Raw genomic sequence first — 23,006 nt, forward strand, 5'->3', positions numbered from 1 at the left:
AACCCCACCGGAAGAGCGGTGGGAGGGGGTGCGAGGGGAGGTGGCGGGTACCGGCTTACGAGGCGGTACCCGCCGTGCGGCTGCGGCCGAACCGGAGGCTCAGCCCCGGCCGGTCACTGGCGGAAGGACTTCGGCCAGATCCCCTGCTTGCCGGGGGACAGGATCCCGTTCGGGTCGACGGCGTCCTTGATCCTCTCCACGAAGCGGAGATAGGCGTTGTCGCCGAAGCTGTACTGCGCCTGCGCCAGGTCCATGTTGGCCAGGTGGGCGCGGTACTCACCGAAGCCCTCGCGTCCCGCGTCCTCCACCACGCGCCGGCACACCTCGTAGCCGCGCTCGCTGTCGGACGCGTTGAGGACGTCGAAGATCACTCCGAACACGTGGATGTAACTGCGGGAGTTGATCAGGACGGGGTTGGCGAAGTAGTCAAGGCCCATCTCCCGCTCGATGAAGTTCTTCAGCAGGGTGTGTAGCCGGAATGCCTCGTTGCCCTCCAGCGGCGAGACCAGCCCCGTGCCGGTGTGAGCGCCCGCGTCGGTCCCGTACCAGCGCAGGAAGCTGAGCCACTCCAGGCTCGGCGCCCCGCCGAGCACCCGGTCCGGGAAGCTCTCCAGTCCGGCGATGTCCTCCGGGGCGTGCTTGGTGAAGAGCACCCGCCCGCCCTCGATCTGTCCGATGGCGGCGGTGATCTTCTCGATCTTGTGGTCGGTGACCGCGTTGTCGTCCCACAGCGCGCCGTGCACCGTCCACCGGCCGATCCCCAGGTCGCCCGCGATCTGGTCCACGACGTGGTCCGGGGTCGGCCCGTCACCCTCGTACCAGCGCGACCGCTCTCCGGTGATCGACGCGAGGGTGAGGGTGTTGTACATGACGGGGACGCCCTCGATCGTCCGGTCCATGCGCAGCCGGCGCATGGTGTCCATCAGCGGGACCAGGTCCGCCTCGCGCGGGACGTGCATCCAGAACGGCGCGTACACCTCGGGCTTCGGCATCAGCCATACGCCCATCTTCACCACGACGCCGAAGTTGGACTGCATGAACAGCGGGTCCAGGGTCGGGCCGAGGCCGCGCCGGTAGAGGTGCCAGGCCTTGCTGCCGGGCAGGGCTCCCATGCCTGTGCGCAGCACCTCGCCGTTGGCCAGGACCACTTCCATGCCGCAGGGGGCCTGGAAGTCGGCGCCGTAGGGCAGGTAGGTCGTGCCGTGCTCCAGGGAGTTGCCGATCACGCTCCCCCAGCCCAGGTCCGTAGTCGAGACCATCAGTTTGTGTCCGCCGGCCTCGATGGCCTCGTACAGCTGGGACCAGGTCACGCCGGGTTCGACGACGGCGTATCCCATCTCCTCGTTGATCTCCAGGACCCGGTTCATCCGGCGCAGGTTCACGACCACGGAACCCTGCACCCGGGGCGAGCTGCCGCCGAGGCCGTTATTGCGTCCGGTGGAGGTGGTCCAGATCGGTACGCGCTGCTCATTCGCGATGCGCAGGATGGCCTGGATCTCCTCGACCGACCCCGGCTGGACGACCCCCGAGGACTCGAACTGGGGCCAGTCCCGGTGCCAGAACGGGTCGCGGAACTCCAGGGCGTCCTCACCGGTGAGCACATGTGCGTCACCCACTACGGCTCGGAATGCGTCAAGGGCCTTCTCGAGCTCTGCTCTCGACAGACCTGCGGGGACTACGGTGGTGTTCAACTTGCCTCCGTCCCGCGCGTCACCGGCTCTGTCGCGGAGGTGCGACATCAGCCAGGCGGCTCTGCGCGTACACGTCGTTGTGATGGAAAAGGCCCCTGAACAGGACCGTAACTTCTTCGAATGACAATGTCACGACTGTCGTCGCAGATTTGTTTAGCTTTTCTGCGGTTCCGGACCAGGTGTACGGACCACGTGGGCGCGCAGTTGCGTGCCGGTGTCGTCGACCCAGCCCTTGGACGCTGCGAATGCCACCATCGCGTCGAAATCCCGCGCCCAGGCCGGGTCGCCCTCGCGGGCGCAGGCGGCGCGCAGTTCCCGGACGGACACCCACGCGTGCGTGGGTGACTGCAGCCGCACCAGCGGTGCCGCGATCCGGTCGATCTCCTCGTCGGGGGCCTCGCCTGCCACCTCGACGCTCAATCGTTTGAGGTCGTCGGCATCGCGCACTTCGCAGTGCCGGCGGCCGACCTCCACATGGACAATCATGCGACTCTCCTTGCCGTGCGGGCGACCGGAGTTTTCCCGTCGCCTCCGGGCCTTTTCCGGCTCAGCCGACGCCGGTCAGCGTCACGCCGCCGTCGACGACGAGCTGCTGTCCGGTCAGCCAGCCGGCGTCCTCCGACAGCAGGAACGCGACGACGCTGCCGATGTCCTCGGGGACGCCCAGCCGCTTGAGCGGGTAGGCGGCGGCCACCTCCTCCTCGCGCCCCTCGTACAGGGGAGCCGCGAACCGGGTCTTCACCACGGCGGGGGCCACCTCGTTGACGCGGACGGACGGGCCGAGCTCCACCGCGAGCTCCCGGGTGAGATAGGTGAGCAGCGCCTTGCTGGAGCCGTAGACGCCCATCCCGGGTGCGGGGCGAAGTGACGTACCGGAGCCCACGTTCACGACGGCGCCGCCGTGCTCGCCCATCCAGGCCTGGTGCGCCTGCTGCACCCAGGACAGGGCGGCGACGCAGTTGACCTCAATGATCTTCCGTACGGCGGCGAGGTCCACCTCGACGAGCGGCCCGAAGATCGGGTTGATGCCCGCGTTGTTGACCAGGAAGTCCAGGCTGCCGAAGGCCTCGACCGCGCGCTTCACGGTCTCCGCCTGATGGTCGGGGTCGTCGGCCTTGCCTGCGACGCCGAGAGCGTGTTCGGGGCCTCCGAGCGATGCGACGGCCTCGTCGAGCGCCTCCTGTTTCCTGGCAGTGACGACGACCTTGGCGCCCTCGTCCACCAGGCGCTGGGCGATACCCAGCCCGATCCCGCGGCTCGCTCCGGTGACGACGGCCGTCCTGCCCGTGAAGCGTCCTGTCATGTCTTCCTCCTCATTTCCCTTCCCATCTCTTCCCGCAGGTCAGCAAGGGTCCTAGCTCAGGCGCTCGACGATCATCGCCATGCCCTGTCCGCCGCCGACGCACATGGTCTCCAGGCCCACCTGCTTGTCGTGGTGCTGAAGGGAGTTGATCAGCGTGCTGGTGATCCGAGCCCCGGTCATGCCGAAGGGGTGCCCGATCGCGATGGCGCCGCCGTTGACGTTGAGCCTGTCCTCGTCGATGCCCAGCTCACGGGCAGAGGGGATGACCTGCGCCGCGAAGGCCTCGTTGATCTCGACGAGGTCGATGTCGCCGATACCCATCCCCGCGTGGGCGAGTGCCTGACGGGTGGCCTCCACCGGGCCGAGGCCCATGATCTCGGGCGACAGGCCGGTCAGTCCGGTGCTGACGATGCGGGCGAGCGGGGTGATGCCGAGCTGCCGCGCCTTCGTGTCGGACATGATCACTACGGCGGCCGCTCCGTCGTTGAGGGGGCAGCAGTTGCCCGCGGTCACGGTGCCGTCCGGCCGGAAGACGGGCTTCAGTTCACTGACCGCTTCCACGGTGACCCCGGGACGGGGGCCGTCGTCCCGGCTCACCACCGTGCCGTCGGGGAGGGTGACCGGCGTGATGTCCTTGGCCCAGAAGCCGTCCGCGATCGCCTTCTCGGTGCGGTTCTGGCTGCGTACCGCGAACGCGTCCTGCTCCTCGCGTCCGATTCCGTGCAGCGCCGCGACGTTCTCGGCGGTGTGCCCCATCGCGATGTATACGTCCGGCAGGACCCCCTCGTCGCGCGGGTCCGTCCAGGTCCGGCCGCCCGAGGCGATCTCGTCCGTCCGCGCCCTCGCGTCGACGAAGGCCGGGTTGAGGGCGTCGGGACGCAGGTCGGAGTACTCGGGGCCGCCGTAGCGGCTGACGGTCTCGACGCCCGCGGAGATGAAGACGTCGCCCTCGCCCGCCCTGATCGCGTGCAGTGCCATCCGGGTGGTCTGCAGGCTGGAGGAACAGAAGCGGTTGACAGTGGTGCCGGGCACCTGGTCGAGGCCGGCGAGCACCGCCACGATCCGGGCCATGTTGAACCCCGAGACACCGGACTGCTGACCGCACCCCAGCATGAGGTCGTTGATGTCGCCCGGGCCGAGCTGCGGAACCTGGGCGAGAGCCGCGCGCACCATCTGCACGGTCAGGTCGTCGGGGCGTATGTCCCTGAGCGACCCCTTGAAGGCTCGGCCTATGGGAGAACGGGCGGTGGCGACGATGACGGCTTCGGTCACGGAGACTCCTAGAGAGGCGAAACGCTGCGGCTGGAGACTCGGCCCACAAGGCCGCTCCAGATCCGAGGCACGGCCGGCAACCGCGACCGCGCTGTGCATCCGGTGAGCACCATACTCTTCACGAAACACATTTGGAACGCCACGCGCAATTTCGTTAAACATGGATCCTCGGCCCCCGCGATTCCCCAAGCCCAGCCCCTCCACCACCTCCATCGCTTACACCTCAGACCGAACGGATCCTCGAAAGCACCGACGATGATCTGTTACACGTTCCAGGGAGTCCCCTAAGATGGGACCCATGGTGGACACCGAGAACTCACCCAAGCCGACCTCCCTGGCCATGGACCTGCTGGGCGACTTCGACCGCACAGGCGGCCGGGAGATCCGATTGAAGGCCCTCGTCGCGCTGGGCGAGGAGCTCGACATCTCCGGCCCGGTGATGCGGGTCACCCTGGCCCGGCTGCGCGAGCGCGGCTGGTTCGACGTACGACGCGAGGGCCGGGAGTCGATCTACCGCTTCACGCCGACCGCCCTCCAGGCACTCGACGAAGGACGCCGGAAGATCTTCCGCGATCCGACCGCTCCCTGGAACGGCGAGTGGTCGATGGTCATCTACACGGTGCCGGAGAACGATCGCCAGACCCGCGACGACTTGCGCAAGAAGCTGGCCTGGCTCGGCTTCGGCTCGCTCGCCGCCGCCACCTGGGTCTGCCCCCATCCCCGCCTGGACGAGGTCGCCAACGCCGCGGCACTCCTGCCCACCGCCCGGCTGACCCTCCTCACCACCCGCACCACGGGCCTGTCGGCCGACCGCGCCATGGCCGCCCAGTGCTGGGAGCTGGACGAGATCGCCGCGGACTACGCCGAGTTCGTACGACGGCTCCGCACCGGCCACGGAGACTTCCGAGCCCGCACACTCGACGCCGGCGCGGCACTCGCCGAGCGCGTCCGGCTCGTCAACGCCTACCGCCACGTCGTACAGCGGGACCCGCAGCTCCCGACCGAGCTCCAGCCACCCGGCTGGACCGGCGACGAGGCACACCGGCTCTTCACGCAGGCCCACGAGGCGCTCGCCGCCACGTCGACCGATCTCTACGCGAAGGCCTCCGCCCAGTAATAAATAACACTCCTATGGTGGCAGCCGTATTGTTGTTATACATTGCTCCTCGAAGCCTAGTGGTCGAGGAGCTACGACATGCCCCACTACGAGTGCATATCTGTTGAGACCGAGGACCGCGTCACCACGGTCACCCTCAACAGGCCGCACAAGCGCAACGCGATGAGTCCGCAGCTCAATGACGAGATGCTGGACGCTCTGACCCGCCTGTCCACGGACGGCGGGACGGACGTCCTGGTCCTCACGGGCGCGGGGGAATCCTTCAGTGCCGGAATGGACCTCAAGGAGTACTTCCGGGAGACCGATCACGACCCGGTCCTCGCCGACAAGGCGCGGTGGACCATGCGGGAGTGGTCCTACAACCGGCTGCGTTTCTTTCCCCGGGTGACCATCGCCGCCGTCAACGGCTGGTGCTTCGGCGGCGCCTTCATGCCCCTCATCTCGTGCGACCTCGCGATCGCCGCGGACGAGGCCCGGTTCGGGCTGTCCGAGGTGAACTGGGGCATCCTGCCCGGCGGCCTGGTCACCCGGGACATCGCGATGGCGCTGGGCTACCGGGACGCGCTCTTCTACGCGCTCACCGGGGACACCTTCGACGGTCGGCGCGCTCAGGAGATCGGGCTCGTCAACAGCTCAGTCCCGAGGGAGCAGTTGAGCGAGGCCGTTCGTGAACTCACGGCCAAGCTGCGCAAGCTCAACCCCGAGGTGCTCCGCTCCACGAAGGAGACGTTCCGGCACGCGGCGACGATGAACTACGAGCAGGCCACCGACTACATGGCGGCCAAGTCGGCCCAGCTGCTGACGCGCGACCAGGAGGACGGCCGGCAGAAGGGCCTGTCACAGTTCCTGGACACGAAGGAGATCAAGCCGGGGCTGGCGCCGTACCAGCGAACGGACTCCGACGCCTGAGGCGAGAAGGCCGGCGGGGTACCCGCACACCCGCCGGCACGCCCGGCCGCAGAAGATAAACGCGAAGGGGAGAGCAACCGTCGGACTGTTGCATTTCCCGCCGCTCACGTGGACGGCGTGTGCCCGAACGTCGACTCGTAGTCGCGCCGGAACTCGGTCGGCAGGAACTCGTCCTCCAGCTGCCGCACTCGCTCGGTACCGGTGAGGGAAGGCAGCGGAGCCGCGCCCCAAGGGCTCTCGGCGACCTTCCGCGCCCAGGCGTCGAGAGCCGGTGTCCCCTCGTGCCGGAAGGCGTGCAGCAGATCCCATGCGGCCTGCAGCCCGGACTTCGAGGCCAGCACCGGGAAGAGCGCGATCCGCAGGCCCAGCCGCTCGTACTCGTCGAGGGTGGGCCCCGGGCCCTCGCCACCCCATACGGTCATCACCGGGGCCGGAATGCGCTCGCACGCCTCCGCGATCTGCTCCCGCGTCTGGAGCGAGTTCAGCCAGACGAAGTCCGCTCCCCCGTCCTCGACGTAACGGACGCAGCGTTGGACGGCTTCCTCGAAGCCGCCGCCCTCGGCGCCGATGGCGTCGCACCGCGCGCAGATCGTGAACAGCGGGTCGATTTCGTCGCGGGCGCGTACGGCGGCCCGGTATTTGCCGACGGCCTCCTCCACCGACACGAGACGGCGTCCCGCGTCGGTGCCGGACTTCTTCGGTGCTTCCTGGTCCTCGATCTGCACCGCCGCCGCGCCCGACCGGACCAACTGCTGCACCGCGAAATACACGTTCACCGCGTTGCCGTAGCCGGTGTCCCCGTCCACGAGGACGGGGATGTCGGCGTGACCGGCGACGCGTCCGGCGTGGACCGCCATGTCGTTCAGGCCGAGGACACCGACGTCGGGCGCACCGTAGAGGAACGCCGCTGCCTGGGAGCCGGCGAGGAAGAAGGCGCCGTAGCCCGCGCGTTCGGTGATGGCGGCGTCCATGGGACTGAATCCGCCGGGTACGACGGTCACGCCCTCGCGGGCCAGCACGGACCGGAACAACTCGCGCTTCTGTGTCGCCGATCGCACCGTCGGCTCCTTTCGTCCGGGTGGAGCCCGGGGTTCAGATCGGGTAGGTGGGGGCCGTCGGGCTCGCCGTCACCCACTGCCAGTGGGTGAACTCGTCGAGGTTCCAGTGGCCGCCGTGCCGGCCGCCGTTGCCCGAGCCGCCCAGGCCTCCCATGGGAATGTGCGCGGCGTCGTTGATCGTCTGTCCGTTGACGTGGACCATCCCGGCCCTGATCCGGTCCGCCACGGCGAGGCCGCGCGCGAAGTCCCTGGTGTGCACGGCGGCGGAGAGGCCGTACTCGCTGGAATTGGCGAGTGCCACCGCGTGGTCGTCGTCCGTGAACGGGGTGACCGCGATGACGGGGCCGAAGATCTCCTCGGTGAACGCGGGAGATGTGGGGTCCACGTCGGCCAGCACGGTGGGGGTGAAGAAGGTGCCGGTGCGGACGCCGCCCGAGACCAGCCGCGCGCCGGCCGACACCGCCTCGTTCACGATCTTCTCGACGCGGGCGGCCTGCTCCTCGGTGATGAGCGGGCCGATGTTCACGGTCGGGTCCGCCGGATCTCCGACGCGCAGGGCCTCGGCCTTGGCGGTGATCTTCTCGACGTAGGCGTCGGCGAGGCTCTCGTGGACCAGGTGACGGCCGGTGGCCATGCAGATCTGGCCCTGGTGGAGGAAGGATCCCCAGGCAGCGTTGTTGACCGCGGCGTCGAGGTCGGCGTCGTCGAGCACCAACACCGGGTTGTTCCCGCCGAGTTCGAGCACCGCGCGCTTGATGAGGGCCCCGGCCGCGGCGCCGACGCGGCGGCCGGCGGCCGAGGAACCGGTGAAGGAGATCACCGGCACGCGCGGGTCCGTGACCAGCGCCTCGCCGGTCTCCGGCCCGCCGGGAACGACGTGCAGCACCCCCGAAGGCAGCCCCGCCCGTTCGAAGATCCGGGCGATCACCCAGCCGCCCGAGAGCGCTGCCTTCGGGTCGGGCTTGAGCACCACGGCGTTGCCGAGCGCCAGAGCGGGCGCGACGGAACGCATCGCAAGCAGGAGCGGGGCGTTCCAGGGCGAGATCACGCCCACGACGCCGACCGGGATGCGGCGCGCCATGCTGAGCGTTCCCGGTGAATCATGCGGGAGCAGCTCCCCCGTCGGGTGCTCGGTGAGCGATGCCGCCGCCGTCAGTTCGTCGAGCGACTTCGTGATCTCCTGCTCGGCCTTCCCCCTGGTGCTGCCCGTCTCCGTGATCAGCGTCGACACCACCTCGGCGCGCGCCTCGGCGAGGGCCGCGGCCGCGGCCAGGAGCACCTGCTTGCGGTGCGTGGCAGGGCTGAGCCCCCACTGCCGCTGTGCATCCAGGGCTACGGCGCACGCGCGGTCGACGTCCGTGGGGTCACCGAGGCCGATCGTGCCGACCCGCGACCCGTCCGCCGGGTTGAGCACCTCCCGCTCACCGCCGGATGGGACGCGCCACCCGTCGGAGAAGATCAATCCCTGGAGCGAGATCAGGTTCAGGGCGGACATGTGGGCTCCCCTCTCGGCGTACGGCCCCACGCTAAGATCCACCGCGCCCCGCCGCCTTGGGCCCACTGCGCCAATCTGTTCCCTCTGTTTCCTACACGGTGTCGGATGCGATCATGGAGCGGGGCCCATTTACAGGCGAGGGCGGGCGGGCCGTCCCAGGCCGGACCCAGGGCAAGGAGGCCGCTCATGGACATCGACGCGACGGTGGAACACCTCGCCGAGCTGCTCGAACGCCCGCTGGTGCTGTACGACGTCGATCTCAACGTGGCCGCCTACAGCGCCCACGACGCGGACGTCGACGAGGCCCGTCGGCTGACGATCCTGTCCCGGCGCGGCAGCACCACGGTCCGGGACATGCTGCGCGCCTCCGGTGCGGCCCACGCGTCCGCTCCGGTGCGGCTGCCGGCGGCGGACGGGTTTCCCGAGCGGGTGGCGGTGGCGGTGCGCCACGACGGCCAGCTGTTCGGCTATCTGGTGTGGGTCGAGCCCGGTGCCCCGAGCGAAGTACCGGGCGCGGTACGCGAGTTGGTCGACCGGTTCGGACCGGACCTCGGACGGCTGCTCGCGGTACGGGCGCTGGACAACCAGGAGACCCGGCTGCGGCTGCGCATGCTCGTCTCGGACCTGGTGTCCGACGACGCGGCACGGCACGCCGAGGCCGCCCGTCTCCTGGTGGCCGACGGCGTCCTGCCCGCGGCGGCGGAGTACACGGGGCTCGTGATCGTCGCTCCCGGTGCCGGCGGCTCGTCGGCCGCGCAGCGGCGCACCGCGCTGGAGGCGGCGCTGGGGGGCCTCGCCCGGTCCATGCGCGAGGCGGTCGCGGGTGCGGTGATCGGCGACCGGGCCGTGGCCGTCCTCGCTCACGGACCGGGCCGGTCCCCGACGCCCGGTCGGCCGCCCGCCCGTGACGGGGTGCTGCTCGGCATGGGGGCCCCGGTGCACGAACTGTCCGACGCCGTGTCGTCGGTACGGCAGGCCCGACTCGCCGTACGGGGAGGGGAACTGGACCCCGGCCGTTACGGCCCGGTCGTCTCGTGGGACGACCTCGGTCTGGACCGGCTCCTGCTGCAACTGCCGTTGGAGCGGCTGACGGTGGAGGATCTCCCCGCCTCGGTCGGCGCGCTGGTCGACCCGGCGTCCGGGCCCGATCTCGCCACCACACTGGAGGTCTACCTGGACTGCGGCGCGGACGGCCAGGAGACCGCGCGACGCCTGATGATCCACCGCAGCACGCTGTACTACCGGCTCGACCGCGCCCGCAAGGTCACGGGAGCCGACCTCCACGACGGCGCCGTCCGCAGGGAGCTGCACACAGGACTGCGCGTCGCACGGCTGGCGGGGATCCTGCCGCCTGCGCCCGCCCTCTGAAGGACCACGCGGTCCGGAGCGCATGGTCCTCCAGAGGGCGGGCGGTGCCGGGACCGAGCGCCCGCGCTCCCCCGGGCCGACCAGCCACTCCCCCGCTCCCTCGCGTACCCGCGCCCCACGTTCCCCCGGCCCACGCGGGCCTCCCTCGCTCCCGCGCTCTCCGACACGGTGTCGGAAATCCCGCGCCCCATGTGGTCCACCGCATCCGATGTGCCCGCCCCGGTGCCTGGCATTGACTCCGAGACACACAGATCTCGCAGGGTCCAGGTCCGTAGGAGCACACATGACCACCTCAGTACCGGCCGACACTCCCGATGCCCTCGCCGGGGCGAGCGGCGCCATCGCCGACATCGGCGGCGCCACCGGCATCCTGACCGGCGACCAGTACCGCGCGAGCCTCGACGACGGCCGCGACGTGTGGCTGTCGGGCAAGCGCGTGGACAACGTGGCCACGCATCCGGCCTTCCGCGGCGTCGTCGACGAGTTCGCGAGGCTGCTGGACCTGCGCCACTCCCCCGAGCACATCGAGCTGTCCACGTATCGGTCGCCGGAAACGGGCAACCGCGTCAGCCAGGCGTACTCGATGCCGTCCACCCCCGAGGAACTGCGCGCCAAGTTCGCGGCCAGCGAGTGGTGGATGCGCGAGAGCCTCGGCCAGCTCGGCCGCTCTCCCGACTTCATGTCGAACGTCGTCGTCGGTCTGCGCGACTACGCGCCCGAACTCGACGCCGCCCGGGAGGGGTTCGGGCAGCACGCCGTCGCCTACCACCGCTACGCCAGTGAGCACGACCTCGTGCTCACCCATGCCCTGGGCGACCCCCAGATCGACCGCAGCGCGGACCCGCTCGTGGACGACACCCTGTCGCTCCACATCGTCGAGGAGAGAGCGGACGGCGTGGTCGTGCGCGGCGCCAAGCAGCTCGCCACACTCGCCCCCTTCTCGCACGAGGTCCTCGTCTACCTCAACGGCGTGACCGCCGCGCGCGGAGCCGAGAAGTTCGTGCTCTGGTTCGCGCTGCCGATGAACGCTCCCGGCCTGAAGATCCTGTGCCGTGAGCCGTACAGCCTGGACGCCGAGGGCCACACGCACCCGCTCGGACGTCGCTTCGACGAACAGGACGCGATGCTGTTCTTCGACGACGTGCTCATCCCCTGGGACCGGTTGTTCCTGCGCGGCGACAGCATGACCGCGATCAAGGGGCTCGTCCGCATCAACGCGTGGAGCCTGCAGAGCACCCACATCCGGTTCCTGCAGCGGCTGCGCGTGTTCGTCTCCGTCGCGAAGATGGTGGCCCACTCGATCGGCGTGGACACCTTCCGCGGCGTCCAGGAGCAGCTCGGCGAACTGATCTCGTACGCCGAGACCCTGGAGCTGGGCATCATCGGCGCCGAGGCGGCAGCCGAGCGCACGCCCGGCGGGCTGCTCGCCCCGCGCGTCAGCTACGGCCTCGGTTTCTGGTCGGCCGGCGTCTCGGCGCGGGTGGCCGAGATCCTGCGCCAGATCGGCTCCTCGGGGCTGATCATGCAGCCCAGCGAGGCCGACCTCACCTCTGAATTGCGCCCGACCCTTGAGACGTACATGCGCGGCCACGACATCGGCGTGGACGAGAAGTCCCGGCTGTTCCGCATCGCCTGGGACCTGGTGGGTTCCGGATTCGGCTCACGGCAGGAGCTGTACGAGTACCTGCACCGCGGCGAGCCGGGCGCCGGCCGCACCCGGCTGTGGCGCTCGTACGACAGCTCGGCCGTCGACGCACAGATCCGCGACCTGATCTCCCGCCCCTGAAACCCCTTGTAAGGAGCCCCCGTTGATCATCGACGTCCACGGGCATGTCACCGCGCCCGACTCGCTCTACGTGTGGAAGTCCGGCCTGCTGTCGCACCGCGGTGCGCACGGCGTACGACCGCCGTCCGTCAGCGACGACCAGGTTCGCGAGGCCTGGCAGGCCCCGAACCCGAGCTTCGGCCACGTCTCCCACCTCGACCACCTCGACGAGGCCGGGATCGACATCCAGCTGATCTCGCCGCGGCCGTACCAGATGATGCACAGCGAGCAACCCGCCCGCATCGTCACGGCGTTCACCGAGGCGGTCAACGACGCGATCCACCAGTCCGTGCAGCTGTTCCCGGACCGGCTGCGCGGCATCGCCGGCCTGCCGCAGACCCCGGAGACGGACGTGGCCGCGTGGACGAAGGAGCTGCGCCGGACCGTCACGGACCTCGGATTCGTCGGGGCGCTGCTCAATCCCGACCCGTACGAGGGCACCCGGACGCCCCCCGCGCTGGGCGACCGCTACTGGTACCCGCTGTACGAGGCGCTGTGCGAGCTCGACGTGCCCGCGGTCATCCACTCAGCCGGGTGCCGTCCGCCGACCCGCGAGCCCTACAGCCTGCACTTCATCCAGGAGGAGACGGTCGCCGTCTGGAGCCTGCTCTCCTCCTCCGTGCTGACCGACTTCCCGGACCTGAAGATCGTGGTCTCGCACGGCGGTGGCGCGATCCCGTACCAAGTCGGGCGCTTTCAGCCGGACTTGGTCCGCTCCGGCGGCGGGTCCTACGTCGACCGGCTGCGGCGGCTGTGGTTCGACACCTGCCTGTACACGCAGGACGCCATCGAGCTGCTGATCCGCACGGTGGGCGTGGACCGCTGTCTGTTCGGCACGGAGAAGCCCGGAACCGGCTCGCAGATCAACCCCGCCACCGGCGGCTGGTTCGACGACATCCACACCCTGGTCAACGGTATCGAGTGGCTCAGCGACGGGGACCGCCAGGCGCTCTACGAGAAGAACGCCGTCTCGCTGTTCCGGATCTGACGGAGGATCACATGGCTCGCATTGTCACGGGGATCGGCTCCTCGCACGGCCCCCAGCTGAAGATGGCACCGGATTTGTGGCACGTGCGCGGCACCGCCGACCGCCGCAGCGACTCCCTCGCCTTCCGGGGCGGGACGTACACGTTCGCCGAACTGGCCGCACTGCGCGAGGACTTCACGGACCAGTGCACGGTCGAGGTCCAGACGCAGCGCTCGGCCTCGTGCCAGAGCGCCCTGGACGACCTCGGCCGGCATCTGGAGAAGGCCGACGTGGACGTGCTGGTCATCGTCTCCAGTGACCACAAGGAGGTCTACGACGACGAGTTGCTCCCGGCGTTCTCCGTCTACTGGGGCGACGAGGTGGCCCATGTGCCGTTCACCCAGGCGCAGTTGGACGCGATGCCGCCCGGCCTGGCGGAGGCCGCCTTCGGGGATGTGCCCGACCACCTGATCACCCGGCCCACGGCCTCGGCGCTTGCCCGCCACCTCATCGAGGAGACCGTCGGCACCGGCTTCGACACGGCTGCCTCCAAGCGGTTGCCCGCGGGCGACTACGCCAACCACAGCATTCCGCACGGCTTCGGCTTCATCTACCAGCGGATCCTGGGCGAGACCTCGACGGTGCCGTTCGTGCCGGTGTTCGTGAACACCTTCTACGAGCCCAACCCGCCGACGGCCCGGCGGTGCGTCGCCTTCGGTGAGGCGCTCGCCGCCGCCATCGCCTCCTTCCCCGAGGATCTGCGGGTCGGGCTTGTCGCCTCCGGAGGCCTGTCGCACTTCGTCGTGGACGAGGAACTCGACCAGCGCTTCCTGGCGGCCCTGCGGGACGGAGACACCGCCGCCCTGACGGAGTTCACGCCCGAGGAGATGCGGTCGGGCAGCTCCGAACTGCGCAACTGGATCACCGTCGCGGCGGCACTGAACACCACCGGGCTGGCCGTGGACTCCGTGCGCTACGAGCCCTGTTACCGCACCGAGGCCGGCACCGGCAACGCGATGGGCTTCGTCACCTGGAGCCAGGCATGACGACGAACTCGCTTACGGACACCGCTGATCCCCTGGTGCTCAAGCAGCTGCGCGAGCTGGACGCCTGCGCCGTCTCCGACGCGCTGGACTCCCTGGGCCTGCCCGGTGCCGTCATCGGCATCGCTCCCATGTGGGCGGCACCGGGCGTCACCGTGGGTCGGGTCCGCACGGTCAAGGCGGTCCCGGTCGGCACCGACGGCCCCACCACGCACATCGCGTCGCCCCTGGTGGCCGTCGCGGGAGCCGGTGACGTGGTGGTCGTCGACAACGGCGGCCGGACGGACGTCTCCTGCTGGGGCGGACTGCTGGCCGAGGCCGCGACCGTCCGCGGCGTCACGGGCGTCATCGTCGACGGCGCCTGCCGCGACGTGCAGGAGTGCGAGCAGCTCGGCCTGCCGCTCTTCGCCCGCGCCGCCGTACCGGTCAGCGCCCGTGGCCGGATCGTCCAACAGGCCATGGATGTCCCCGTGTTGATCGGCGGCGTGACCGTCGAGCCCGGGGACTGGCTGGTCGCCGACCGCAACGGGCTCGCCTTCATCCCCCGCAGCCGCCTCGACGACGTCGTCGCCGCCGGCCTACGGATCGTGCGACGCGAACGCCTCATGGGCAAGGCGGTACGGGCCGGGCGCTCGGTCGTCGACGTCATGCACGACTCGCAGTTCACCGCATCCCGCTTCCAGGAGCCGACCCCATGACCGACCTCACCGACTGGTCCGGCCTCTCCACGGCCACCATCTCCGACGCCCTCGACCGTCTCTCGCTGCCCGGCTCGCTGCACGGTCTTGCGCCCCTCGGCGCCGGGCAACGACTGGTCGGCCGCGCCTTCACCGTGCGCTACCAGGCCGCGGGGTCCCCTCCGGGCACGGTGGGCGACTACCTCGACGACGTGACGCCCGGTCAGGTCGTCGTCCTCGACAACTCCGGCCGTACGGACGCCACCGTGTGGGGCGACATCCTCACCGCCGTCGCCCACCAGCGCGGGGTGGCGGGAACCGTCATCGACGGCGTCTGCCGCGACACCCACCGGGCACTCGGGCTCGGCTACCCCGTGTACAGCCGGGGCCGGTTCATGCGCACTGGCAAGGACCGCGTGGAGGTGGCCGACGTCCAAGGGCCGGTCACGGTCGGCGGCGTGCAGGTGCGGCCGGGCGATCTGCTGATCGGTGACGAGGACGGTGTGGTCGCCGTGCCCTGGGACCGCGCCGAGGAAATCCTCGGTGTGGCACGCGAGATCGAGCAGCGGGAGGCCGGCATCCTGGCCGCCGCGCTGGAGGGCGCCACCATCGCTGAGGCGCGGGCCCGCTACGGCTACCACCTCCTGCAAAGGAGGTCGTCATGAGCGCCCTCCAAGCCCTCGACGCCGGTGAGCTGAAGGAACTGCTGGACCTCGGCTCGGCCACCGCCTACGAGGCATCCGGACTGCCGTGCGCCCTCCCGCCGGTGTTCCGGCCGGCCTGGGCGGGCGCACGGTGCGTGGGCACCGCCCTGCCCGTCGCCGCGGCACCGGGCGACAACCTGCCGCTGCACTGGGCTCTTGAGGCGGCGGTTCCGGGCGAGGTGCTCGTCGTGGACGCCGGCGGCAGCGAGCACGGCTACTGGGGCGAGGTCCTCGCCGCCTCCGCCCTCGCCCGTGGTGTCGTCGGGCTGGTCATCGACGGTGGCGTGCGCGACACCGACCGGCTGCGCGAGCTCGGCTTCCCCGCGTTCTCGACGTCCGTCTCCATCCTGGGCACCGGCAAGTCCTGGCCCGGCCGCGTCGGCAGCCCCGTTCAACTGCGGGGCCACCGCGTGGCACGGGGCGACCTGGTCGTCGCGGACGCGGACGGCATCGCGGTGCTGCCCGCCGCCGAGATACGGCGCGTCCGGGACGCGGCCCTGGCCCGCGCCGCCAAGGAGGACCAATACATGGCACGGCTGCGCGACGGCGCCCTCACCCTCGACCTCTACGGCTTCCGCGAACTGGGACAACCGGAGGACCACCGATGACGACCACACCATCCACCACCACCTCACCTCCTCCGGCGCAGAGTCTGACGGACCTTGAGGACGCCTTCCGCGGCGCCGCCGGCCGCTTCGCCTCCGGCGTGACCGTCGTGGCCCTGAGCGGACCCAGCGGCCTCTACGGCCTCACCGCGACCTCGTTCGTCTCGCTGTCACTGCGCCCGCTGCTCGTATCGGTGTCGGTGAACACCGGCAGCGCCCTGCTGGACGAGGTGCGTGCCGCCGGTTCGTTCTCCGTGAACGTGCTGGGCCAGGATCAACAAGCCGTGTCGAAGTACTTCGCGACGCGCGGCCGAGGGTTCAGCCAGGACGCGTTCCCCGGCATCCCGAGCCGCACCGAGGTCACCGGCGCACCCGTCCTCGACGGCAGTCTCGCCTGGTTCGACGCGACGGTGGAGGCGATCCTTCCCGCCGGCGACCACGAGACCCTGGTCGGGACCGTCAAGGCCGCGGGCCGCCGAGACGGCGAGCCCCTCGTCTACTGGTCCGGCGGCTACCGGCGCCTGGATCCGACGGATCCCGGTTCCCCGGACGACCGCATCGCCCCCCTCTCGGCCGCCCTGTCCGAGCAGTTGAGCGCCTCGGGCCTGTCGCCCGCGGACCTCATCGACGCCCAACTCGCCCTGGAGCCGGTGGCCGCCGAACTCGCCGCGTTCCGCCACGACCCGGAGACTCTCGCCGCGTTGCGCGAGACCATGCGCCGCGCCCACGCGGCGACCGGTGACCCGGAGGCGTTCACGGCCGAGGCCGTCGCCTTCCACACCGCTCTGGGCCGGGCCAGCGGCAACCCCGCCATCCGCGCGGCGCTCGACACCCTGGTCCACGCCCGGCACCGGCACTACGCGGCCGGCACCGACAAAGCGGCCACCGCCCACACCAACACCGCGCATCAGGTGATCTACGACGCCATCGCCCGGGGCGACGCCGAGGCGGCCCGCGTGGCCATGACGGACCACCTGGCCGTCGTACGCACCGGTCTGCGCCAGGCCCGGCCCACGACCGGCGACTGACCGGATCACCCATCCGCCACCAGGAAGCAGCAGGAGGTTCTCCGCATGAGCGGTACCGAGACGCCGGTCCGGCTGGAAGCCGTCGAGGCGGCCGGCCAGCCCGAGGTCACCCCAGGACTCCAGTCCCTCTACCGCGGGTTCGAGCAGGAGTTGCTGGTCCCGCTGTGGACCGAGATCGGCGACCTGATGCCCGCGCACCCGAGGTCCAGGGCCGTACCGCACCTGTGGCGCTGGGACCGGCTGCGCGAACTGGCGGGCCGGGCCGGGGAGTTGGTCCCGGTGGGCCGCGGCGGCGAACGCCGGGCCATCGCCCTCGCCAACCCGGCGCTGGGCGGGCGTCCCTTCGCAACTCCCACCCTGTGGGCGGCGATTCAGTATCTGATGCCAGGTGAGGACGCCCCCGAGCACCGCCACACGCAGCATGCCTTCCGCTTCGTCGTCGAGGGCGAGGGCGTGTGGACGGTCGTGGACGGCGACCCCGTGCCCATGCGACGGGGCGACTTCCTGCCCCAGGCGGGCTGGAACTGGCACGCCCACCACAACGCCACCACCGAGCCGATGGCCTGGATAGACGGCCTGGACATCCCCTTGCAGTACGTCACGGAGGCGCAGTTCTTCGAGTTCGGCCGCGACCGGATCAGTGACGCGGAGCGGACCACTCCCGACCGCTCGCGGTCGGAACGCCTGTGGGGACACCCCGGACTCCGCCCCGTCTCGGCCGGTACGACGGCTCCCGGCTCCCCGCTGCTGGCGTACCGCTGGGAACACACGGACCGGGCCCTGGCCGACCAACTCGCCCTCGCAGCAGAGGGATTCGGGGGAACAGTCGAGCCCGGCCACGCGGCGGTCCGCTTCACCAATCCGGCGACCGGAACCGACGTACTGCCCACCATCCGGGCCGAGATGCACCGGGTCGTGCGCGGCGCGGAGACCACCCCCGTACGCGAGACCGGCTCCTCGGTCTACCAGGTCTTCGACGGCTCCGGCACGGTCACCGTGGGCGAGCAGACCTGGACGGTCACGCGGGGCGACCTGTTCGTCGTCCCCTCCTGGCAACCCTTCTCGGCGCGTTCCGAGGCGGGAGCCACCGACTCCGACGCAGGGTCCCTCGACCTGTTCCGCTTCAGCGACGCGCCCGTCTTCGAGGCGCTCCGCCTCAACCGCGTACAGACCGAAGGAGCCGCCCGATGAAACTCGCCACCCTCCGCACCGACAGCACGACCAGGGCCGTCCGGCTCGACGGCGACGTCCTGATCGACCTCGGGGACTCCGACCTCGGCACGTTCCTGGCCCGGCCGGACTGGTACGAGCGCGCCGAGGGCGCCACCACGGCCGGTGCGGCGACGTATCCGGTGGCCGGCGCGGACTTCGCACCCGTGGTGCCCCGCCCCTCCAAGGTGGTGTGCGTGGGTCTCAACTACCGCAACCACATACAGGAGATGGGCCGCGACCTGCCCGAACACCCCACGCTCTTCGCGAAGTTCGGCGACAGTCTGATCGGAGCCGGTGACGACATCGCACGACCGGAGGAGACGACTCAGTTCGACTGGGAAGTGGAACTCGCGGTCGTCATCGGCAAACCCGTCCGCCGGGCCACACCCGACGCGGCCGCGGGAGCGATCGCGGGCTTCACCGCGCTCAACGACATCACCTGCCGCGATTGGCAGTTCCGCACCCGCGAATGGCTCCAGGGCAAGATGTGGGACTCCTCGACGCCCGTCGGCCCCTACCTGGTGACGCCGGACGAACTGCCCGGCGGCGTACGCCCGGTACTCGACGTACGCCTGGAGGTGGACGGCGAGATCATGCAGTCCGACTCCACCGGCGACCTGCTCTTCGACCCCGTCGCCCTCGTCGAGTACGTCTCCACGATCGTGCGGCTCAACCCCGGAGACATCATCGCCACCGGCACTCCGGGCGGGGTCGGACACGCCCGCAAGCCCCCGCGTTTCCTGCTGGGCGGCGAGACCGTGGTGGCGGAGGTCGCGGGGATCGGCCGGCTCGACAACCGGGTCGTCAAGGAGGGCGGGGCCCGATGAACCGATCCCTCGCGGACACGCGCCGCTGGATGCGGGAAGGTACCGAACTCCTCATCCACGCCACGGCCCGACTCGACGAGGCGGCCTACGCCGCGCCCTCGCTCCTCCCCGGCTGGTCCCGCAAGCACGTGGTGGCACACGTCGCCGCCAACGCGGACGCCCTGGCCAACCTGGTCCACTGGGCCTCGACCGGCACGCCGACCCCGATGTACGCCTCCCCCGAGGAACGCGCGACCGGCATCAGGGAAGGCGCCCGACAGCCCGGCACACGCCTGACGGAATGGCTCCGCCTCTCCTCCGACGCCTTGGAGAAGGCGATGGACGAGCTGGACGACAACCAGTGGGCGTCGCGCGTCCTCACCGCACAGGGCCGTACCGTCGCGGCCACCGAGATCCCGTGGCTGCGCTCGCGCGAGGTGTGGGTGCACGCCGTCGACCTCGGCAGCGGAATCGACTTCGCCGCCCTGCCCACCGACTTCCTCACCGCGCTGTGCGACGACATCGTGATCAGACGCAGAGGCGCCCCAGGGCCTGAGGTCGTTCTGCGGCCGACCGACCTACCCGCTCGCTGGTATCTGCCCGGCGCACCGGACACGGCCGAGGATGCGACTACGGTCACGGGCCCGCTCACCGAGATCACCGCCTATCTCGCCGGCCGACCGAACGGTGCGACGGCGGTGGGATCGGCGGCAGTACCGGTATTGCCCGCCTGGTTGTGAACACCAGGCGGGCAGTACCGAGTCGTCCGGCTCCGGAATCGATCTATGAACCGCTCCCCGTGACAGGAGGCATCGGAAATCCGCCGACCGCCTGTTCATAGGTGTGCGCGACGCGGAGCACTGTGGCGTCGTCGAAGCGCCTGCCGGTGATCATCAGACCTGCCGGAAGGCCGTCGACCAGGCCGGTCGGCACGCTGCAGGACGGATGGCCGGTCACGTCGAAGGGCGCGGTGTTGCCGACCATCGACAACGCGGTGTGCAGGTAGTCGGCCAGGGAGACATCGGCGGGCGGGATCTCCTTGGCTGTGTACGGGACGGTGGGCATGACCAGCACGTCGTACCGGGCCAGTGCCGCGTCGTAGGCCGCGCGGACCTCCGGAAGGAGGCGGCGGGCCATGCCGTAGTACTTCCCGCCCCCGGCCTCGAAGGTGTAACGGCCGGACAGGCCGACGAGTTTGACGGTCCTGGAGAGAGTGGCGCCGCGGTCGACACGCCCCTGCGCGTAGTGGGCGATCAGCTCCGGGTCGTAGAAGTCCTCGGTGTTCATGCCGTAGGCGTTGCCGTCGAGCATCTGATAGGCGGCGCCCTCGGTCGCGATCACGTTCCATACGTGGAGGGCGTCCAGGTGCCAGGGGATCGACACCTTCTCCACGGTGAGTCCGGCCGAGCCCAGCACGTCGATCGCGGCGTGGACGGCATCGTCGACGCCCGGGTCCGACACCGGCGTACCGAAGCCCTCCGTGACGACTCCGACGCGCAGGCCGGAGGCCGGTTCGGCCAGGGCCGCCAGGTAGTCCACCGGCTCGATCACGTCGGGCTGGCGCGGGTCGAAGCCGTCCACGCCGGCCAGGACGCCCAGCATCGCGGCCGCGTCGGCGACGGTGCGGGTCATCGGGCCCACGTGGTCGATGGTCCGCTCGATGGGGAAGGCGCCGGTGTAGGGCACCAGTCCGTGGGTGGGCTTGTGTCCCACGATGCCGCAGAAGGCGGCCGGCAGGCGGATCGAGCCGCCCTGGTCGCCGCCGAGGGCGAGATCGACCTCCCCGGTCGCCACGAGCGCGCCGCTGCCACTGGACGAACCGCCCGTGTTCCGGCTCTCGTCCCACGGGTTGCGCACCGGCCCCGGGTGGGAGGTGAAACTGGCGCCGGAGAAACACAGGTCCTCGCACACCGACTTGCCCGCGATCGTCGCGCCGGCATCGAGCAACCGCCGTACGACGACGGCGTCCTGGCGCGGGATGAAGCCCTCGACGGTGCGCGAGCCGTTCATCATCGGCACGCCCGCGACGGCGATGTTGTCCTTCACCGCGACGGTACGACCGGCCAGTTGACCTTCGGCGGACTCGTTGACCGAGGTCTTCACATACCAGGCGCCCAGCCGGTTCTCGTCCGGAGCGGGCGATGTCCAGTGACGGTCGGGGGCGGTGGGAGCCGTGCGCTCGTAGAGCCGCTCGACCGCCTCCGAGGCCGCCAGGGTGCCCGCCACCGCGGGTGCGAACTCTTCGAGTTCCTCGACGGAGAGGCCGAAGTGGAAGTGCTGGTCGATCGCCGCGAGGCGAACGGCATCGGGCACGGGGAGTGAGGACAAGGGACGACTCCTTTCAACGGAACATGCGTCAACTTAGAACGTCGCGCCAATAGGTCAATACTTATTGACGTAACTTCGCGGTTAAGCGGACCGACGGAGCTACCCGGATCTACGGGGTTACAGCGAGACCGGTCGCAGTCCGGTGGCGGTCGCCTCGGCGACGAAGAGGTCCTGGGCGACCCGGCCGCCGTCGTCCAACGTGACGGTCCCGCGCGGGAGTTGGAACCTGCCGGGGCGCATCGCCTCGGCGATCAGCCGCGGTTCGTCCGCGCCGACCCGGCGCGCGGCGGACCACCAGATGTGCGCCGCCTCGAAGACCGACTCGCTCAGGGTCGACAGCGGCGGGGCCCAGCGGCCGTACGCCTCCCGGTAGCGGTGCAGCAGTACGGCGTTGCCGGCCGACCCCAGCTGCTCGACGTAGCCGGAGACGGCGTACAGGCCGGGCGCCGCGTCGGCTCCGACATGCTCCAGGGTGGACTCGTCCATGGCCGGTGCGAGCGTGACGCACCGCTCGCGCAGGCCCATCGCGTGGCACTGGCGCTCGAACGCGGCGGCGTCCGCGCCCACGAAGGTGGACAGCACGATGTCCGCGCCCGAAGCCGTCACCGAGTCGATGACCTGTGTGAAGTCGCGCGTGCCCAGTGAGGCGTACCGCTCCCCCACCACCCGTGCGCCCGATCGCGGCAGGATCCGTCGGGCGGCAGCGTGGGTGCTGCGCGGCCAGCAGTAGTCGTTGCCGGCCAGGAACCAGCGCTTGCCGTCGGCCGCCCGCATCAACGGTCGTACCGCCGTGGCCAGTTGGTCCTCGTTGTGCTCGCCGAGTTGGACGCGCAACGGACCGGAGCCGCCACCCTCGTTCATGTGGGGCTGTATCAGGAGTACTTCGGTGCCGGCGAGGGCCCGCGAGACCGCGAAGTAGGTGGCGGAGGTCGTGGCGACGAGGATCGTCCGGCAGCCGGCCCGGACCAGCCGCCGGGCCTCGGCGACGCCGACCATGGGATCCGTGGCATCGTCTCCGACAACCAGTTCCACCGGTCGGCCCTGCACCCCGCCCTCCGCGTTGATCTCCTCGACGGCGAGCGTGGCCATGTGGTCCGTCGCGGCTCCGAACATGCTCCCCAGGCCGGATTTGCTGTTCAGCAGACCGAGCCGCGCGTTCGGATTCGGCGAGGCACCCCGACCGGCAGGCAGGCCTCGGCGGCGCATCAGCCACTCCAGTCCGGCCTCGTCCAGTTCGGCGAACAGCCGGATCCTCGTCCCACCGCGGTCGGCGTCGAAACGCAGCCTGATCCGGCCCCGCCAGGGCTGATCGTGCACGATCTCGATACGGCCACCCCGTCCTGCGGTACTGCCGTACCCGCTCACGGACGACGGCGGCCGTACTTCGGTGATCCGGCCGATGATCTCCACCGCATCGGCCACCTGGCCGCCGAGCGGAGCCCCCATCCTCACCACCGCGCCCACCGCGACCCGGTCGCACACGGCGTCGAAGACCCAGCCCGCCCCCGTGCCCGCGCCGAACAGACCGAACGTCGTGGCCGGCGATGCGCCGGTCCATTCCTCGGCGGGCAGCAGGAGTGCGGCCATCACGTCACCCC

The 23,006-nt window shown here is 70.5% G+C and carries 21 protein-coding genes; 13 read left to right on the top strand and 8 right to left on the bottom strand.

Annotated features, from left to right (window positions below):
* Positions 1-113 precede the first annotated feature (113 nt).
* The 4 genes from OG219_RS46960 to OG219_RS46975 all read right to left on the bottom strand — a co-directional run bounded on the left by OG219_RS46960 (position 114) and on the right by OG219_RS46975 (position 4,266).
* Positions 114-1,691, bottom strand: a complete 1,578-nt coding sequence (locus OG219_RS46960; protein WP_266837768.1) for an FAD-binding oxidoreductase — start codon at positions 1,689-1,691, stop codon at positions 114-116.
* Positions 1,692-1,844: 153 nt separating this feature from the next.
* Positions 1,845-2,177, bottom strand: coding sequence for a hypothetical protein (locus tag OG219_RS46965; protein ID WP_266837770.1), 333 nt, complete (start codon positions 2,175-2,177; stop codon positions 1,845-1,847).
* A 61-nt stretch (positions 2,178-2,238) separates the two neighbouring features.
* On the bottom strand, positions 2,239-2,994 hold the full coding sequence (locus tag OG219_RS46970; protein WP_266837772.1) for an SDR family oxidoreductase: 756 nt from the start codon (positions 2,992-2,994) through the stop codon (positions 2,239-2,241).
* 51 nt (positions 2,995-3,045) lie between these two features.
* Positions 3,046-4,266: an acetyl-CoA C-acetyltransferase gene (locus tag OG219_RS46975; RefSeq protein WP_266837774.1), complete on the bottom strand. Its 1,221-nt coding sequence runs from the start codon at positions 4,264-4,266 to the stop codon at positions 3,046-3,048.
* Positions 4,267-4,564: 298 nt separating this feature from the next.
* Between OG219_RS46975 and OG219_RS46980 the strand changes: the two genes are divergently transcribed.
* Together OG219_RS46980 and OG219_RS46985 are read left to right on the top strand one after the other, a co-directional pair.
* Positions 4,565-5,383, top strand: coding sequence for a PaaX family transcriptional regulator C-terminal domain-containing protein (locus OG219_RS46980; RefSeq protein WP_266837776.1), 819 nt, complete (start codon positions 4,565-4,567; stop codon positions 5,381-5,383).
* A gap of 78 nt (positions 5,384-5,461) precedes the next feature.
* Positions 5,462-6,292, top strand: a complete 831-nt coding sequence (locus OG219_RS46985) for a p-hydroxycinnamoyl CoA hydratase/lyase (protein WP_266837778.1) — start codon at positions 5,462-5,464, stop codon at positions 6,290-6,292.
* Between the two features lie 104 nt (positions 6,293-6,396).
* On the opposite strand, the gene OG219_RS46990 is transcribed toward OG219_RS46985, so the two are convergent.
* Together OG219_RS46990 and OG219_RS46995 are read right to left on the bottom strand one after the other, a co-directional pair.
* Positions 6,397-7,350: an oxaloacetate decarboxylase gene (locus OG219_RS46990; protein WP_266837780.1), complete on the bottom strand. Its 954-nt coding sequence runs from the start codon at positions 7,348-7,350 to the stop codon at positions 6,397-6,399.
* A gap of 34 nt (positions 7,351-7,384) precedes the next feature.
* A complete protein-coding gene (locus OG219_RS46995; RefSeq protein WP_266837782.1) occupies positions 7,385-8,845 on the bottom strand; it encodes an aldehyde dehydrogenase family protein in 1,461 nt (486 codons plus the stop codon).
* Between the two features lie 186 nt (positions 8,846-9,031).
* Here OG219_RS46995 and OG219_RS47000 point away from each other — a divergent pair, with 186 nt between their 5' ends.
* From OG219_RS47000 to OG219_RS47050, 11 genes are all read left to right on the top strand, one after another.
* The gene (locus OG219_RS47000; protein WP_266837784.1) at positions 9,032-10,213 is read left to right on the top strand and encodes a CdaR family transcriptional regulator; all 1,182 of its coding nucleotides are present in this window, start codon (positions 9,032-9,034) and stop codon (positions 10,211-10,213) included.
* Between the two features lie 283 nt (positions 10,214-10,496).
* The gene (locus OG219_RS47005) at positions 10,497-11,999 is read left to right on the top strand and encodes a 4-hydroxyphenylacetate 3-hydroxylase family protein (RefSeq protein WP_266837786.1); all 1,503 of its coding nucleotides are present in this window, start codon (positions 10,497-10,499) and stop codon (positions 11,997-11,999) included.
* 22 nt (positions 12,000-12,021) lie between these two features.
* Complete coding sequence (locus OG219_RS47010) at positions 12,022-13,026, top strand: amidohydrolase family protein (protein WP_266837788.1); 1,005 nt, start codon at positions 12,022-12,024, stop codon at positions 13,024-13,026.
* Between the two features lie 11 nt (positions 13,027-13,037).
* Positions 13,038-14,051: a hypothetical protein gene (locus OG219_RS47015; protein ID WP_266837790.1), complete on the top strand. Its 1,014-nt coding sequence runs from the start codon at positions 13,038-13,040 to the stop codon at positions 14,049-14,051.
* Positions 14,048-14,746 carry an RraA family protein gene (locus tag OG219_RS47020; protein WP_266837792.1) on the top strand — a complete coding sequence of 233 codons (699 nt, stop codon included), beginning with the start codon at positions 14,048-14,050 and terminating at the stop codon, positions 14,744-14,746. The genes OG219_RS47015 and OG219_RS47020 overlap by 4 nt, the downstream gene beginning before the upstream one ends.
* On the top strand, positions 14,743-15,390 hold the full coding sequence (locus OG219_RS47025) for an RraA family protein (RefSeq protein WP_266837794.1): 648 nt from the start codon (positions 14,743-14,745) through the stop codon (positions 15,388-15,390). Before OG219_RS47020 ends, OG219_RS47025 begins: the two co-directional genes overlap by 4 nt.
* Entirely contained in the window at positions 15,387-16,037 is a 651-nt protein-coding gene (locus OG219_RS47030) for an RraA family protein (protein ID WP_266837796.1), read from the top strand. The genes OG219_RS47025 and OG219_RS47030 overlap by 4 nt, the downstream gene beginning before the upstream one ends.
* Positions 16,034-17,062, top strand: a complete 1,029-nt coding sequence (locus OG219_RS47035) for a flavin reductase (protein ID WP_266837798.1) — start codon at positions 16,034-16,036, stop codon at positions 17,060-17,062. The genes OG219_RS47030 and OG219_RS47035 overlap by 4 nt, the downstream gene beginning before the upstream one ends.
* Before the next feature lie 45 nt (positions 17,063-17,107).
* Positions 17,108-18,253: a cupin domain-containing protein gene (locus OG219_RS47040; protein ID WP_266837800.1), complete on the top strand. Its 1,146-nt coding sequence runs from the start codon at positions 17,108-17,110 to the stop codon at positions 18,251-18,253.
* Positions 18,250-19,101 (top strand): fumarylacetoacetate hydrolase family protein, encoded by an 852-nt coding sequence (locus OG219_RS47045; RefSeq protein ID WP_266837802.1) that lies wholly within the window; start codon positions 18,250-18,252, stop codon positions 19,099-19,101. Before OG219_RS47040 ends, OG219_RS47045 begins: the two co-directional genes overlap by 4 nt.
* The gene (locus OG219_RS47050; RefSeq protein WP_266837804.1) at positions 19,098-19,820 is read left to right on the top strand and encodes a maleylpyruvate isomerase family mycothiol-dependent enzyme; all 723 of its coding nucleotides are present in this window, start codon (positions 19,098-19,100) and stop codon (positions 19,818-19,820) included. The genes OG219_RS47045 and OG219_RS47050 overlap by 4 nt, the downstream gene beginning before the upstream one ends.
* 43 nt (positions 19,821-19,863) lie before the next feature.
* Here the strand turns inward: OG219_RS47050 and OG219_RS47055 are convergent, their stop codons facing one another.
* Both OG219_RS47055 and OG219_RS47060 read right to left on the bottom strand, forming a co-directional pair.
* The gene (locus tag OG219_RS47055) at positions 19,864-21,408 is read right to left on the bottom strand and encodes an amidase (RefSeq protein ID WP_266837806.1); all 1,545 of its coding nucleotides are present in this window, start codon (positions 21,406-21,408) and stop codon (positions 19,864-19,866) included.
* 117 nt (positions 21,409-21,525) lie between these two features.
* Positions 21,526-22,995 carry a substrate-binding protein gene (locus tag OG219_RS47060; protein WP_266837807.1) on the bottom strand — a complete coding sequence of 490 codons (1,470 nt, stop codon included), beginning with the start codon at positions 22,993-22,995 and terminating at the stop codon, positions 21,526-21,528.
* Positions 22,996-23,006: the final 11 nt, after the last annotated feature.

The organism is Streptomyces sp. NBC_00038, from assembly GCF_026343635.1.
Classification (GTDB): Bacteria; Actinomycetota; Actinomycetes; order Streptomycetales; family Streptomycetaceae; genus Streptomyces.